Below are 14,590 nucleotides of genomic sequence, written 5' to 3'. Positions count from 1 at the left end.
TCGATTTTAATCTGTTTTTGACCTACGGCACGCTCTAATTCTTTGATACGCTTTTCTAATGCCTTTAATTTTTCACTACTACTTGCTTTCATCTCTACTACTCTTTGACCTTTTTCATTAAAATTAGAAAATTTATAGATCCAATCGTAAATTAAGGAATTAGAAATTTCATAAAGTTTTGAAAGTTGTATTACACTATAACTTCCGGATTCAAATTGAGAGACGATCTCTCGCTTAAATTCAACACTATAAACGCGCTGCTTCTTAATGACTTGAATATTTGCTTTCATATAAATTGATTTTTTAGGTCAACCTATATCAGGGACGTACACGATTTTCGAATCACGATTTTCGAACATCGACTTACGAACAATGACTCACGAACCAAAAGTCCCTAATCTTTATTGATTAGGGACTTTTGGCTTATAAGCGAATGGGGGTATTTGCGTATAGGCTTCAGAATCATTTCACCCCTACGGGGTTTTCGTGATTCGATTTTCGATAGTCGAATCCCGATTTTCGAACATCGACTCACGAGTTTTTAATGTGTTTGTCTTTTTATAGCGATTATACGTTACGGGGTTTGTGATAAAACAAAAGGGCTTCGTTAATGCGATATTTGAAAATGATGTTTCTTTTTCTTAGAACCCCGTAGGGGTGACATAATTGTATATAATGTATGGTTTTCATATAACCCCGTAGGGGTGACATAATTCTAGATAATGTATCGTTTCGCAGAAGCCCGCAGCGGTGACATAATTGTATATAATGTATCGTTTTCATATAACCCCGCAGCGGTGACATAATTGTATATAATGTTTCGTTTCCGTAGAACCCCGTAGGGGTGATATAATTGTAGATGATGTATCGTTTCGCAGAACCCCGCAGCGGTGACATAATTGTATATAATGTATCGTTTTCATATAACCCCGTAGGGGTGACATAATTCTAGATGATGTATCGTTTCGTGCAACCCCGTAGGGGTGACATGATAGAAGCGTTTAATTTTTGGGTTATTTGATCAACAATCTTCGAAATATTTCAAATAGATGCAAAAAAAAGCTACCTGATTAGGGTAGCTTTTGCTTTCTTTTATGTCATTAATTTATATTCCTATTTCGAATTGTACTCGTAAATACCAATTGTTTTTTTGGTTTCCCGATTGGTAACGAAGTTCATCGAATGTTAATTCGGTCTGAATTTTAAAGGCGTGTTCCCATAAATATTTGGTGACACCGATACTGTATTGATTGGTGTTGGGTATATTTCTATCAAATAGTTCGTCCTGTACTTTCTGTGTAGAAAAACGGCCGATAATTTCATAGTCGCTCGGGAATACATAACTTAGTTGATAGTCCATACCGTGGCCTGCAAATACAAAATTACTTGCTACTGCCCCCTTGTCATCGATTCCATAAGTAATTGGATCGTCAGTCATTCTATTCATATATGACATCATCGCAGCCCAACCGTTGTATTTAAAAATCCCGTCAAGCAATAAGGCGTTAAAGCGTCGTGGTTCATACAATAGATCTCCTAGCTGTCCTTGTGATAAATTCGCATTGTTGTTTTGGTGATAGGTTCCTGATAACATTAGTTTAGGATCTTGTTCACGGGATAAATCTCCTTCAAAATAAGCACCGTCTTTGGAGAAGGTACCAAAAGGTAGTAGTTCTAATTTCCCGGTGAGTGCTACGTTGGTAGCAGTACCAGTCCAATTCCTTCCTTGTCCACTGGAAACCGCCGTTTTTATGTTGTAAGAGAAAGCATCTTTGTGTTCTTGTAAGTAGTAAGCTTGAATACCAAAATCACGATCTAAATTAAACTTGGCGTTATTGATAGATCTATCGGTAAGTTGTAGAGCTCCTGAAGAATTAACGCGTTGTCTGTTTCCGGGAAGTTTGGTTTGCCCGAAAGTAAAACTCCAATGTTGATTGGGACGATAGATAAGCGCGGCATCTCTAATAATATTTATATTTTTTCCTTCTTCGATTTCACCTACATCTCCTGGTGCAAAGGAAAGTTGTAATACGTAGAGGAAATGAGGATTTCCTACATAACCGTCAAAACGTAAGCGAAGTCTTCGGATTTGTGCATCGTAAGCACCTTCTTCACCATCTTTTTCCATATAGGTGATTCGATTCTGCATTCGAAAGCGGATATTTAATTGGAAGATACTGTCGGCTGAAGTCATTCCGAGTCCTTTTCCGTAGCTGTAGTATGGTAATGAAGACAATTTCAAATCATTGTTGACTTCACTTTTTTTAAATACCTGAGCATGAGCAATTAAGCCAAAAAAGATAAAAATTAAGATGTATGCCTTTTTCATTTTATATTTTTTAAATTTACATGCACAAAACTAAACTTATTTTCGCTACGTAGATCAACAAATTGTTACCAGCGAATTAAGTGATTGTTAAGGGAGTGTTAAGAAAGTAAATTTTATGGAAGTATCGTATATCGCATACCGTTTTGAAGTGGAGCCTAGAGAGTTAGGAACTGAAATTTTAATTGCTGAACTAGCAGAAAAAGCATTTGAGAGTTTCGAAGAATCCGAAACTGGAGTATCAGCTTATGTTCAAAAATCACTTTGGAGTGAAGCTATTTTAGATGGGGTTCAAATTTTGGACTCGGCAGATTTTAAAATCAGTTATACCGTTGAAGATATTGAGCAGGTTAATTGGAATGAAGAGTGGGAGAAGAATTTTAATCCTATAGATGTTGATGGGGTTTGTTATGTGAGAGCACCTTTTCATGAAAAAACGGAAGCTCAGTATGATATCGTGATTGAACCTAAAATGAGTTTTGGTACTGGGCATCACGAAACAACCTTTATGATGATTCGTCATATACTGCAAAACGACATGACTGATAAAGTGGTGTTGGATATGGGTTGTGGAACGGCAATCTTAGGTATACTAGCTGCGATGCGCGGCGCAAAACATGTGGATGCAATCGATATAGACAATTGGTGTTATTTGAATTCTATTGAAAATGCCGAGCGTAATAATTGCACGAATATTGATGTATATGAAGGTGATGCGAGTATTTTGACCAAAGAACAGAAGTACGATATTATCTTAGCGAATATCAATAGAAATATATTGTTAAACGATATGTCTACCTATGTAAATTGTTTGAAATCTGGAGGATCTATCTATTTTAGTGGTTTTTACACAGAAGATATTCCATATATAAAAGAGGAGGCAGAGAAGTGTGGATTGGTTTATGTGAATCAATTGGAAAAAAACAATTGGGTTTCTCTGAAATTTAATAAAGCATAAAAGAATAAAAAATGAGTACCAAGGAAAAAATATTAGAGGATATTGAGGTTTCAGAATTGATAGATGGTTTAAGTGAAATTGTTTTATACAACGATGATGTGAATACGTTTGATCATGTAATTGATACCTTAATACGCGTTTGTGATCACGCTCCTGAGCAGGCAGAGCAATGTGCGGTATTGGTTCATTATAAAGGACGTTGTACGGTTAAAACCGGTTCTTTTAAGGAATTGAAACCACTGTGTTTGCAGTTGCTAGATGCGGGCTTAAGTGCCGAGATCATGTAATATTTAGCTTATTCTGAGAAGGCTAAGAAATTGCTGAAAAGAAAAGAGCATTCCAGTTTTGGAATGCTCTTTTCTTTATATATGCAAATTGATATTAAGCCATGGTATGGAAAACGTTTTGAACGTCTTCATCTTCTTCTATGCGTTCTAATAATTTTTCTACATCGGCAATTTGCTCTTCAGTAAGTTCTTTGGTGATTTGTGGAATACGATCAAAACCTGATGAAAGTATTTCGATACCTCTTGCTTCGAGTTCTTTTTGAATGGCGCCAAAGCTTTCAAAAGGAGCGTAGATCATGATACCATCTTCGTCGTCAAATATTTCATCAATTCCAAAATCGATCAATTCCAATTCAAATTCCTCTAAATCGATACTGTCATTTTTGGGTATTCTAAAATTACAAGTATGGTCAAACATGAATTCTACTGAACCTTGAGTTCCAAAGGTACCGTTACATTTGTTAAAGTAACTTCTGATATTGGCAACGGTTCTATTGTTATTATCCGTAGCTGTTTCGATTAGAATAGCGATTCCGTGTGGTGCATATCCTTCAAAAAGAACTTCTTTATAATTGGCAGTATCCTTATCAGATGCTTTCTTAATAGCTCTTTCTACGTTTTCTTTGGGCATGTTTGCCGCTTTGGCATTTTGAATAACTGCGCGTAAACGAGAGTTGGAATCGGGATTAGGTCCGCCTTCTTTAACGGCCATGACGATATCCTTTCCTATTCTAGTAAACGTTTTTGCCATTGCAGACCAACGTTTTAGCTTTCTGTTTTTTCTAAATTCAAACGCTCTTCCCATTTCTTATTGCTTTTTAATCATTTTTGGAGTACAAAAATACGGGTAATTAATTTTTATTTTACAAAAAAGGAGGATATAAATCCTCCTTTAGTATTTTTATTTTTTATAAAAAGGTGTTTTAACTACTTGTGCCGCGATATCATTTTTTCTAATTCTAATAAAGATTTCGCTACCTTCTTTAGCATATTCTACAGGAACATATCCCATACCAATACCTTTGTTTAAGGATGGCGACATCGTACCTGAAGTTACTTTTCCAATAACTGCACCTTCTTTGTTTACGATTTCATAATCGTGACGAGGAATTCCTCTATCGATCAATTCAAAACCAACTAATTTGTTTTTCAAACCTGCTTCTTTCTCTGCTTTTAGATTTTCGGAGTTTATAAATTCTTTAGTGAATTTAGTTACCCATCCCAATCCCGCTTCTAAAGGAGATGTTTCGTCTGTGATTTCGTTTCCGTAAAGGCAATACCCCATCTCCAATCTTAAAGTATCTCTTGCTGCTAAACCAATAGGTTTGATTCCCCAAGCTGCTCCAGCTTCAAAAACTTTATTCCAGATTTTTTCAACATCTTCATTTTTTACATAGATCTCAAATCCTCCAGAACCGGTATATCCGGTTGCAGAAATAATAACGTTATCTACGCCTGCGAAAGTTGTTGTTTCAAAGTGGTAAAATTTAATAGCTGCTAAATCGATAGTAGCTAAGCTTTGCATGGCTTCAATCGCTTTTGGTCCTTGTATAGCTAAAAGGGAATACGAGTCTGAAAGATTTTCTAAAACCGCCCCTACATTATTGTGAGAAGAAACCCAGTTCCAGTCTTTTTCAATGTTGGAAGCGTTAACAACCATTAGATACTCTTCGTCGTTTACTTTATAAGTGATGATGTCATCGATAACACCGCCTGTTTCATTTGGAAAATAACAATATTGAGCTTTTCCGTTTGTTAAAGTCGAAGCGTCATTGGAGGTTACCTTTTGAACTAAAGCTAAAGCATTAGGTCCAGATATTTTGAATAGCCCCATATGCGAAACATCAAATACTCCCACACCATTACGGATGGTTTCGTGTTCAATGTTTACACCTTCGTATTGAACTGGCATAGAAAATCCTGCGAAAGGAACCATTTTAGCGCCTAAGGCTTCGTGTATGTGATTTAGAGTAACGTGTTTCATGGTAGTTGTGTGACAAATTGATTAAGGGCGCTAAAATAACCAATTTTTAGTTCATAAAAAATGGATTTAGCTAAAGAATTCGTTGTCTAGGATCGTAAAGTAGGTTTTTTTTTGTTCGACTTGATTCTCAATATCTTTCAGTGTTCTATGAAGTACAATTTAGCAGTTGTATTGGAAACAGATTTTGTTGCACAACCTGATGATAAGTGACGCAATAAAATGAAATACCCCATCAATCCGATGGGGCATTGTATTTTATTAATGAATTTCCAGAAAATTAGATTATTGTATTTCTGAGACGTAATGAATTCAAGATAACCGATACCGAACTAAAACTCATGGCTAAAGCGGCAATCATAGGAGATAAAACGATTCCAAAAACGGGATATAGAATACCTGCAGCAATGGGGATTCCTATCGTATTATAGAAAAAGGCAAAAAACAAGTTTTGTTTAATGTTTTTCATTACGGCATGACTGAGTTTAATCGCTTTGGGAATACCATCGAGATCTCCTTTAAGCAAGGTGATTTCGGAGCTTTCTATAGCAACATCGGTTCCTGTTCCCATCGATATTCCGATGTTGGATTGTGCAAGGGCAGGGGCATCATTGATTCCGTCTCCAGCCATGGCAACGATTTTTCCGCTTTGCTGAAGTTTTTTTATTTCAGCTAATTTATCTTGTGGTAAGGCTTCTGCTAAAAAGTTGTGGATACCGAGCTCTTTGGCTACGGCTAAAGCGGTATTTTTATTATCGCCGGTAATCATAATGACTTCGATACCTTGATTCTGTAAATCTTGAACGGCCTTTTTACTACTGGGTTTTATTTTGTCATATAAAACGACATAGCCTAATATTTCAGAACCTTCCGCAATATAAGAAACCGTTTTACCGAGACTTTGCTGCTGGTTGACTGCTAAGGCCATTTGTGGATCTAAAACCCCATTGATTTCTTTCATTAATGCTCGATTGCCTAATGAAATCTTTTTGCCGTTTACTAAACCTTGAATGCCCTTACCAGTTTGCGAGATAAACATTTTTACTGGATTTAAAGAAATTCCTTTCTCTTGGGCGAGTTTTGTAAAGGAGCGCGCTAAAGGATGTTCACTATTTTGGTTTAAGGAAGCGGTTAGTTGCAGCAATTCTTGTTCGGAATAGCTTGATGAAAATGGAACTATTTTTTCTATGGACGGTTTTCCTTCGGTTAGTGTACCGGTTTTATCCGTGATTAAAACATTGATTTTATTGCTGATTTCTAATGCCTCGGCATTTTTAATTAGGATGCCATTTTGGGCTCCTTTACCAATGCCGACCATGATCGACATGGGAGTAGCTAAACCCAGTGCGCAAGGGCATGCAATAATTAATACGGCTAAAGCATTGACAAAGGCATACACCATTTTAGGGTCTGGTCCCCAAATGTACCAAATTCCAAAAGTAATTACGGCAATTGCAATCACGGTGGGTACAAAATATTTAGCGACCTTATCAGCTAGTTTTTGGATCGGAGCTCGGGAGCGACTGGCCGTATTAACCATCTCAATAATTTTGGCTAATAAGGTGTCGCTACCAACTTTTTCGGCTTGCATGATAAAGCTTTGGTTGGCGTTGATCGTTCCTGCGATTACTTTATCTGTTGCTTTTTTTACAACAGGAATGGGTTCTCCGGTAATCATGGCCTCGTCTATACTGCTTTCGCCTTCGATAATAACACCGTCTACGGGTATTTTTTCTCCGGGTTTAACGCGAAGTTTAAAACCGATTTCAATTTTTTCAATATCTATTATCTCATCTCCATGTTCGGTAATTAAAGTAGCTTCTGTAGGGGAGAGCTTGAGTAATTCTTTAATGGCTCCACTGGTTCTGCTATGTGCCTTAGCTTCCATTACTTGTCCGACAAGTACCAAGGTTAAAATAACCGCTACCGACTCAAAATACAAATGAATAGTACCGTGTTCGCCGCGAAAATCTTCGGGAAATATGGAGGGGAAAAACATCGCAATTAAGCTGAATAAAAAACCTGCGGCAGTACCTAAACCAATTAAACTAAACATGTTTAGGTTCCATGTTTTAAACGACGTCCAAGCGCGTTCAAAAAACATCCAGGTCACGTAGATTACCGGCAGACAGAATAGCAATTGGATGTAGTTGGCTATCTGGTGCGGAATCATTTTAGATACGGGATTGCCCGGCAGCATATCACCCATGGAAAGGATGAAAATGGGTACGGTAAAAGCGGTAGCTATTTTTAGCTTTTTAAGCAAGTCTTTATAGGTAGTGTCTTCCGGTTCTATCGAAAGGGTTTTAGGAACTAAATCCATACCACATTTTGGACAAGATCCCGGTTGGTCATAGGTTTTGTCGCCTTCGCACAACATGGGGCAATAGTAAACGGTTTTAACGATCTTTTTGGCGGGAATCTGCTCGAGATTCATCCCGCAAATCGGACAACCGACATTGGTGTCGTAGATTTTGTCTCCTTCGCATAACATGGGGCAAAAATATTTACCGGCGTGATCGCTCATGCTTTTGGGGACTTCGACTTCATGGGTTTTATGATCGACAGGTACAGCTGCTAGTACTTCTTGAGTACCATCTTCGTGTGTTATGATTTCTTGAATGACATAGTCGCCTTTTGCAAATAAGGCTTTTTGCAGTTCTTCGGTGCTTATGACTTGTTCCATCTCGATATCGGCTTGACCATTTTCAAGAGTTACCGTAGCCTGAATTCCTTCTATATTATTTAGGGTGTCTTCTACTTTTGTGCGACAACCGTTGCAGGTCATTCCTGTGATTTTATATGTTTTTTTCATTATATTTCTCTCAAGTGGTTAATTGATAAAATTACTTAAATGGTTTTAACGCTTAAATAGGTAAAGTTACTAAAGATAATCCATATCCGGATAGGCTGTTAGACTTTGCGAATATGAAAGAAAATATGGTCCATTTAGAGGCTGAATGAAAAGGCTAATCCAAAAGTTAACCCAAAAAAGGCTAACGGGAGAAGGGGAAAGCGCAGTTGAAGTACGGTTTAGTCGATCGTTTCATCTTTCTGCGATAGTGAGTGGTAAATAGCACATGTCTTTTTTATAGAGGGAATGTGGTTACTGTTGAAAATTAGGATCAGAGATTTGGCCTCGAATCAATAATTGTGATTTTATCTAAACGTCTGCGTTTGGGTGTGCTGTCCCAAGGTGTCGTAATGCTCCCAAATGCCGCTTTTTACATTATTTTTAAAATAGCCTTCTTCTCTTAAAATGCCGTCTTTATCGTATTTTTTATAATTGCCGTCCAATTGGCCTTTTTTGTATGTTGACAGGGTGTATGAAGGGTCATCAGGAGCGTAATCGCACCATAAGCCGTCGCGATCTTCGCCTTCATAATGGCCGTCTGACGCTCTATGACCGTTTTCGAAGTACGAGACCTGTGGGCCTTTTTTATAACCCATTTGGTAAGTAGCCACAGTTTCAATAGATCCATTGGGGTAATACCAAATCCATCGACCATTAGCTACGCCATGTACATAATGGCTTTCACGTTGCAATATACCGTTTTCATAAAGACACCATAGCCCGTTTTGTTTGCCATTGACGACTTCGCCGACTTCGGTTTGTATTTTGTGTGCTTCGGAGCTGTAATCTGATGCTGTAGAAAGGTGTTGGCTATAACTGTTTTGGAAAAACACAGCTGCAATGGATAAGCTAATCGTTTTAAAAGACGGTGTCAAAAGTTTTTGATTTTTACGGGGTTTAATTTACGGGTCTGATTTAATCGAGGGAGATATGGTGTTCTAGTTCTCAGCTCTTTATCCAGACAAATCCTTATTGTTTGTTGTCGTGACTGATCATCCAATGGATTCCAAACTGATCGGTGAACATACCAAACCAGGCCCCCCAAAATGTTTTTTCTAACGGGGTAGTGATGGTGCCTTTGTCGGATAATTCGCTAAAGAGGCGTTGTGCTTCTTCTTCTGAGGGTACGTTTACAGCGATAGAAACGTTGTTTCCTACTTTTAATTCAGGATCAAAATGTAGGGATTGATCACTGCCAATCAAAGTAGTCGTTGGGTTGATGGGGAGTAATACATGCAATACGCGTTTGCCTTCTTCAGCTGTTAATGGGATATCAGAAGGGAAGTCATTAAAGCGGGTTATTTTAGATAATGTTCCGCCAAAGACGCTGTGGTAGAATGAAAATGCTTGTTCGCAATTTCCATCAAAATGCAAATAGGGGTTAATAGTTGTCATCGGATGTTGTTTTTCAAATAGTATTTGACTTGTGTTGGTTTTATTTTTGTTATTTTAAAGATAAGAAAAATTTTTTTAATAAGTTAATATTCTTGAGTTTAAACAGGAAAAATAGCGTTAAAAAAGTTTTTTTTTGGAATCGCTAGCCGATGCACTAAAGCCGGTTTATCAACTATTTAAAATCCATTAATTCTTTGGTGAAAAATTACCTAATGGTGGTGAATTTTCATTATTTTTGCAAAAAAATACAACACTAACTTCCATATTATGTACAAAACCCTTATTCGTCCGATACTATTTAAGTTTGATCCGGAAAAAGTTCATCATTTTACTTTTTTTTCGGTGCGTTGGATCAATAAGATTCCGGGTGTATCTAGTATGATTAGAAGTTTTTGTCAGTTAAATGACCCTCGATTGGAGCGAGAGGTTTTTGGATTGAAGTTTAAAAATCCGGTTGGATTGGCTGCTGGATTGGATAAAGATGCGGCGATGTTTTCGGAATTGGAAAACTTTGGTTTTGGATTTATTGAAATCGGAACACTAACTCCAAAGCCACAAGAGGGGAATCCAAAAAAGAGATTATTTCGTTTAAAAGCCGACAAAGGCATTATTAACCGAATGGGGTTTAATAATGGGGGTGTTGATGCAGCGGTTACTCGCTTAAAAAAGAATAAGGGAACCTTAATTGGTGGGAATATCGGGAAAAACAAATTAACTGCCAATGAAGACGCTATTAGTGACTATGAAATTTGTTTTGAAACTTTGTTTGATCATGTAGATTATTTTGTCGTGAATGTGAGTTCACCCAATACCCCGAACTTAAGAGCCTTACAGGATAAAGAGCCTTTAAAAGCACTTTTACATGCTTTACAAAATAAAAACTCGAAAAAGAAATCACCCAAACCGATATTGCTTAAAATAGCGCCGGATTTGACAGACGACCAATTATTGGATATCATTGAAATAGTAGATGAAACAAAAATCGCAGGTGTAATTGCTACGAATACAACCATTTCTAGAGACCATCTATTATCTCCAGAGCAGGCTGAGATGGGGGGATTGAGCGGTAAACCACTGGCCAAAAGAAGTACAGAGGTTATTCGTTTTTTATCGGAAAAAAGCCATCGTTCCTTTCCTATAATTGGAGTGGGGGGAATTCATACGGCCGAGGATGCGATAGAGAAATTAGAAGCAGGTGCAAGTTTAGTACAGTTATATACCGGCTTTATCTATGAGGGTCCTGCCTTAATAAAATCGATTAACCAAGCAATTTTAGCGAAAAAATAGAACAAATGGCTTCAGAAGTTTTACTTACTTTTTTTGTGACTAGTTTGGTGTTGATTCTAACTCCTGGCCCAGACATACTGTATGTACTTTCTCAGAGTATTACTCGAGGAAGTAAATACGGTATTGCGACAACTTTGGGACAAATAGGGGGTTTGGTGTTTCACTTAGCGCTCTTTGCCTTTGGTGTTTCGAGTTTGATTATCGGTTCAGATCTGATTTTTACGACGGTCAAAATTATGGGAGCCGCATATCTGTTTTGGTTGTCTTATAAGGTCTATCATACTGAGGATATATTGGTTCGTGAAGATAAAAATGCTGTTGAAAAGTCTTTTATGGGCTTTGTACGTCAGGGGCTCTTGATGAATATAATGAATCCGAAAGTAATGATGTTCTTTTTGGCCTTATTTCCAACTTTTATCTCGGAAAATGCAGGTAGTGTAAGAACGCAAGTTTTTACTTTAGGATTGGTTTTTATTACCCAGACATTGGTGGTTTTTACTACGGTAAGTATTATTGCCTCCCAGCTTACAGACGTTTTAAAAAACAATCATGCCTTCAATTCCTTTTTAAAATGGATGCAGATTGTTGTTTTTACAGGATTAGGAATTTATATTTTACTTTAAAAAGGTAGTCGTAAATAAGCTTTTTCTCGAATGCCTATACCCGAATTTTCTTTTGCACAATAAATATCTTTCCTATATCTTTGAAAACCTATGAAGCCAGTAAAAATTATAGAATGCCCTCGTGATGCGATGCAAGGCATTAAGATGTTTATACCCACTGAAAAGAAGGTACAGTATATCCAATCTCTATTAAGAGTTGGGTTTGATACCATTGACTTTGGGAGTTTTGTATCCGCTAAGGCGATTCCTCAAATGCAGGATACCGCTGAATTATTGGCGCAATTGGATTTGTCTAAAACTCCAAGTAAGTTATTGGCGATAATTGCTAATACGCGTGGAGCAGAATTGGCTTCTGAACACAAGGAAATTAAATATTTAGGTTTTCCTTTTTCTATTTCTGAAAACTTTCAGATGCGAAACACGCATAAAACCATAGCAGAATCTTTAGTAACACTGCAAGAAATCTTGAATATTGCTGCAAAATGCGATAAAGAGGTGGTGGCTTATCTATCGATGGGATTTGGAAATCCTTATGGAGATCCTTGGAATGTGGATATTGTAGGAGAATGGACAGAAAAGCTTTCGAATATGGGAGTTAAGATACTATCGCTTTCGGATACAGTAGGGAGTTCTACGCCGGAGGTGATCGATTATTTGTTTTCAAATTTGATCCCAAAATACCCGAATATTGAATTTGGTGCCCATTTACACACGACTCCGGACCGTTGGTTTGAAAAAATAGATGCGGCTTATAAAGCGGGTTGTCTGAGATTTGACGGAGCGATAAAGGGATATGGCGGTTGCCCGATGGCCAAAGATGACTTGACCGGTAATATGCCTACCGAAAAAATGTTGAGTTATTTTACTGCAAACAAGGTAGATACCAACCTGAGTGCGATGTCATTTGAAAGTTCGTATAACGAAGCGTTAAAAATTTTTAATTTTTATCATTAATCTTTTTTATTTGATTTAAAAACGCTAAATTTGCGTGCAATTCAACTACAAATTGCAATGAAAGCACATACAGCTAAAATCATAGGAGAAGGATTAACATACGACGATGTATTGTTAATTCCAAGTTACTCAGAGATCTTACCGAGAGAGGTAAGTATTAAATCAAAATTTTCCAAAAACATTACTTTAAATGTTCCTATAGTTTCTGCTGCTATGGATACGGTTACTGAAAGCGCTATGGCTATCGCTATGGCTCGTGAGGGAGGTATCGGTGTGTTGCATAAAAACATGACTATAGAACAGCAAGCTGCTGAAGTTCGCAAGGTTAAACGTGCGGAGTCTGGTATGATTATCGATCCAGTGACTTTGCCTTTATCTGCTAATGTTGGTGATGCTAAAAGAGCCATGGCCGAATATGGTATTGGTGGTATTCCAGTAGTTGATGAGAATATGGTATTAAAGGGAATTGTAACCAATCGCGATCTTCGTTTTGAAAAGATAAACGAACGTTCTATTTTGGAAGTGATGACCAAAGAAAATATAGTGACAGCGGCAGAGGGAACAACTTTACCTGAAGCTGAAGGGATACTTCAAGAAAACAAAATCGAAAAACTTCCTGTAGTCAATAGTAACTATCAATTAGTGGGATTAATCACTTTTAGAGATATTACCAAACTGACACAAAAACCGAATGCCAATAAAGATAAATTTGGTAGACTTCGCGTAGCTGCTGCATTAGGAGTAACTGCCGACGCTGTTGAACGTGCCGCTGCACTGGTTGCGGCGGGAGTAGACGCCTTGATTATCGATACAGCTCACGGACATTCCAAAGGTGTAATTAGTGTCTTAAAAGACGTTAAGAGCAACTTTCCTCAGATTGACGTAGTGGTTGGAAATATCGCTACTCCAGAAGCGGCTTTATTTTTAGTTGAAAATGGTGCTGATGCGGTTAAGGTGGGAATTGGACCTGGATCGATCTGTACGACAAGAGTAGTGGCAGGAGTTGGTTTTCCTCAATTCTCAGCTATTTTGGAAGTAGCTGCGGCTTTGGAAGGAACGGGAATTCCAGTTATTGGTGATGGAGGAATTCGTTATACAGGAGATATTCCTAAAGCCTTAGCGGCAGGTGCTGACTGTGTGATGTTGGGATCGATGTTAGCAGGTACTAAGGAATCTCCGGGTGAAACCATTATTTTTGAAGGTAGAAAATTCAAATCATACCGTGGTATGGGATCGGTTGAAGCGATGAAAGAAGGATCTAAAGACCGTTATTTCCAAGATGTTGAAGACGATGTAAAAAAATTGGTACCGGAAGGTATCGTAGGGCGTGTTCCGTATAAAGGAGAGTTGGATGAAAGCATGCAACAATTCATTGGAGGACTACGTGCTGGTATGGGTTACTGTGGAGCTAAAGACGTGAAAACACTTCAAAAAACTTCTCGTTTTATCCGTTTAACCGCTTCGGGTATCGGTGAAAGTCACCCACATAATGTGACCATTACTAAAGAAGCTCCGAATTATTCAAGATAATTTCTGAATTTATAATTTATAGAGACAGCCACATCAGTTTTGATGTGGCTGTCTTTTTCTATTAATACCTTGCCGAACTGCGACATGATAAAATAATTTTGGGATGCATAAACGGAAAATATATTTGTGTGTGAATTACGTGATTATCGTTTGAAAAAGCATTTTTGTTACACTTAGCGGTAGCCAATGCATAAGTTCGTAATATGTTGAAATAAGGTTTAGGTGTATTGTATAATATTGTTGATTATTAGTTTGTTTTTAACTTAAAATTCAGTTAAAAATCTATTTAATGGCGGTTAAACACTCTAAAAGATTAACATATGTTAATCTTTTAGTAACTAATAATTAATACATTAGAAACACCCACCTTCGCGATATTAAATACCTTTGTTTCA

At 37.5% G+C, this 14,590-nt stretch carries 13 protein-coding genes; 6 read left to right on the top strand and 7 right to left on the bottom strand.

The genetic code is table 11. The annotated features are described in order from the left end of the window. A partial coding sequence (locus tag L1275_RS08320) for a transposase (RefSeq protein WP_253471729.1) occupies window positions 1-290 on the bottom strand: 290 nt, incomplete at its 3' end. Between the two features lie 815 nt (window positions 291-1,105). Then, complete coding sequence (locus L1275_RS08315; protein ID WP_253471727.1) at window positions 1,106-2,329, bottom strand: porin; 1,224 nt, start codon at window positions 2,327-2,329, stop codon at window positions 1,106-1,108. A 115-nt stretch (window positions 2,330-2,444) separates the two neighbouring features. Here L1275_RS08315 and prmA point away from each other — a divergent pair, with 115 nt between their 5' ends. Beyond that, window positions 2,445-3,284, top strand: coding sequence for a 50S ribosomal protein L11 methyltransferase (gene prmA, locus L1275_RS08310; protein WP_253471725.1), 840 nt, complete (start codon window positions 2,445-2,447; stop codon window positions 3,282-3,284). Between the two features lie 11 nt (window positions 3,285-3,295). Then, window positions 3,296-3,571: an ATP-dependent Clp protease adaptor ClpS gene (locus L1275_RS08305; RefSeq protein ID WP_253471723.1), complete on the top strand. Its 276-nt coding sequence runs from the start codon at window positions 3,296-3,298 to the stop codon at window positions 3,569-3,571. Between the two features lie 94 nt (window positions 3,572-3,665). On the opposite strand, the gene L1275_RS08300 is transcribed toward L1275_RS08305, so the two are convergent. The 5 genes from L1275_RS08300 to L1275_RS08280 form a co-directional block, all read right to left on the bottom strand. After that, complete coding sequence (locus tag L1275_RS08300) at window positions 3,666-4,376, bottom strand: YebC/PmpR family DNA-binding transcriptional regulator (RefSeq protein ID WP_253471721.1); 711 nt, start codon at window positions 4,374-4,376, stop codon at window positions 3,666-3,668. A 96-nt stretch (window positions 4,377-4,472) separates the two neighbouring features. Further along, on the bottom strand, window positions 4,473-5,555 hold the full coding sequence (gcvT, locus tag L1275_RS08295) for a glycine cleavage system aminomethyltransferase GcvT (RefSeq protein ID WP_253471714.1): 1,083 nt from the start codon (window positions 5,553-5,555) through the stop codon (window positions 4,473-4,475). A 277-nt stretch (window positions 5,556-5,832) separates the two neighbouring features. Continuing rightward, entirely contained in the window at window positions 5,833-8,367 is a 2,535-nt protein-coding gene (locus L1275_RS08290) for a heavy metal translocating P-type ATPase (RefSeq protein ID WP_253471712.1), read from the bottom strand. Between the two features lie 344 nt (window positions 8,368-8,711). Next, on the bottom strand, window positions 8,712-9,281 hold the full coding sequence (locus tag L1275_RS08285; RefSeq protein ID WP_253471710.1) for a toxin-antitoxin system YwqK family antitoxin: 570 nt from the start codon (window positions 9,279-9,281) through the stop codon (window positions 8,712-8,714). 94 nt (window positions 9,282-9,375) lie between these two features. Continuing rightward, window positions 9,376-9,801 carry a VOC family protein gene (locus L1275_RS08280; protein ID WP_253471708.1) on the bottom strand — a complete coding sequence of 142 codons (426 nt, stop codon included), beginning with the start codon at window positions 9,799-9,801 and terminating at the stop codon, window positions 9,376-9,378. Window positions 9,802-10,068: 267 nt separating this feature from the next. Between L1275_RS08280 and L1275_RS08275 the strand changes: the two genes are divergently transcribed. The 4 genes from L1275_RS08275 to guaB all read left to right on the top strand — a co-directional run bounded on the left by L1275_RS08275 (window position 10,069) and on the right by guaB (window position 14,195). Beyond that, the gene (locus L1275_RS08275; protein ID WP_253471706.1) at window positions 10,069-11,088 is read left to right on the top strand and encodes a quinone-dependent dihydroorotate dehydrogenase; all 1,020 of its coding nucleotides are present in this window, start codon (window positions 10,069-10,071) and stop codon (window positions 11,086-11,088) included. A 5-nt stretch (window positions 11,089-11,093) separates the two neighbouring features. Further along, on the top strand, window positions 11,094-11,711 hold the full coding sequence (locus tag L1275_RS08270) for a LysE family translocator (RefSeq protein ID WP_253471704.1): 618 nt from the start codon (window positions 11,094-11,096) through the stop codon (window positions 11,709-11,711). A 90-nt stretch (window positions 11,712-11,801) separates the two neighbouring features. Further along, on the top strand, window positions 11,802-12,665 hold the full coding sequence (locus L1275_RS08265; RefSeq protein WP_253471702.1) for a hydroxymethylglutaryl-CoA lyase: 864 nt from the start codon (window positions 11,802-11,804) through the stop codon (window positions 12,663-12,665). Between the two features lie 57 nt (window positions 12,666-12,722). Continuing rightward, the gene (gene guaB, locus L1275_RS08260; RefSeq protein WP_219294698.1) at window positions 12,723-14,195 is read left to right on the top strand and encodes an IMP dehydrogenase; all 1,473 of its coding nucleotides are present in this window, start codon (window positions 12,723-12,725) and stop codon (window positions 14,193-14,195) included. The last annotated feature ends 395 nt before the right edge of the window (window positions 14,196-14,590 follow it).

The organism is Flavobacterium sp. HSC-61S13 (assembly GCF_024171535.1).
Classification (GTDB): Bacteria; Bacteroidota; Bacteroidia; order Flavobacteriales; family Flavobacteriaceae; genus Flavobacterium.
Note: the sequence above shows the minus strand (reverse complement) of the source record. Positions and strands in the feature narration are given on the sequence as shown.

What these genes read in the sequence shown, in the direction of transcription:
- L1275_RS08315 (WP_253471727.1), bottom strand. Translation starts at nt 2,329, where the DNA reads ATGAAAAAGGCATACATCTTAATTTTTATCTTTTTTGGCTTAATTGCT.
- prmA (WP_253471725.1), top strand. Translation starts at nt 2,445, where the DNA reads ATGGAAGTATCGTATATCGCATACCGTTTTGAAGTGGAGCCTAGAGAG.
- L1275_RS08305 (WP_253471723.1), top strand. Translation starts at nt 3,296, where the DNA reads ATGAGTACCAAGGAAAAAATATTAGAGGATATTGAGGTTTCAGAATTG.
- L1275_RS08300 (WP_253471721.1), bottom strand. Translation starts at nt 4,376, where the DNA reads ATGGGAAGAGCGTTTGAATTTAGAAAAAACAGAAAGCTAAAACGTTGG.
- gcvT (WP_253471714.1), bottom strand. Translation starts at nt 5,555, where the DNA reads ATGAAACACGTTACTCTAAATCACATACACGAAGCCTTAGGCGCTAAA.
- L1275_RS08290 (WP_253471712.1), bottom strand. Translation starts at nt 8,367, where the DNA reads ATGAAAAAAACATATAAAATCACAGGAATGACCTGCAACGGTTGTCGC.
- L1275_RS08280 (WP_253471708.1), bottom strand. Translation starts at nt 9,801, where the DNA reads ATGACAACTATTAACCCCTATTTGCATTTTGATGGAAATTGCGAACAA.
- L1275_RS08275 (WP_253471706.1), top strand. Translation starts at nt 10,069, where the DNA reads ATGTACAAAACCCTTATTCGTCCGATACTATTTAAGTTTGATCCGGAA.
- L1275_RS08270 (WP_253471704.1), top strand. Translation starts at nt 11,094, where the DNA reads ATGGCTTCAGAAGTTTTACTTACTTTTTTTGTGACTAGTTTGGTGTTG.
- L1275_RS08265 (WP_253471702.1), top strand. Translation starts at nt 11,802, where the DNA reads ATGAAGCCAGTAAAAATTATAGAATGCCCTCGTGATGCGATGCAAGGC.
- guaB (WP_219294698.1), top strand. Translation starts at nt 12,723, where the DNA reads ATGAAAGCACATACAGCTAAAATCATAGGAGAAGGATTAACATACGAC.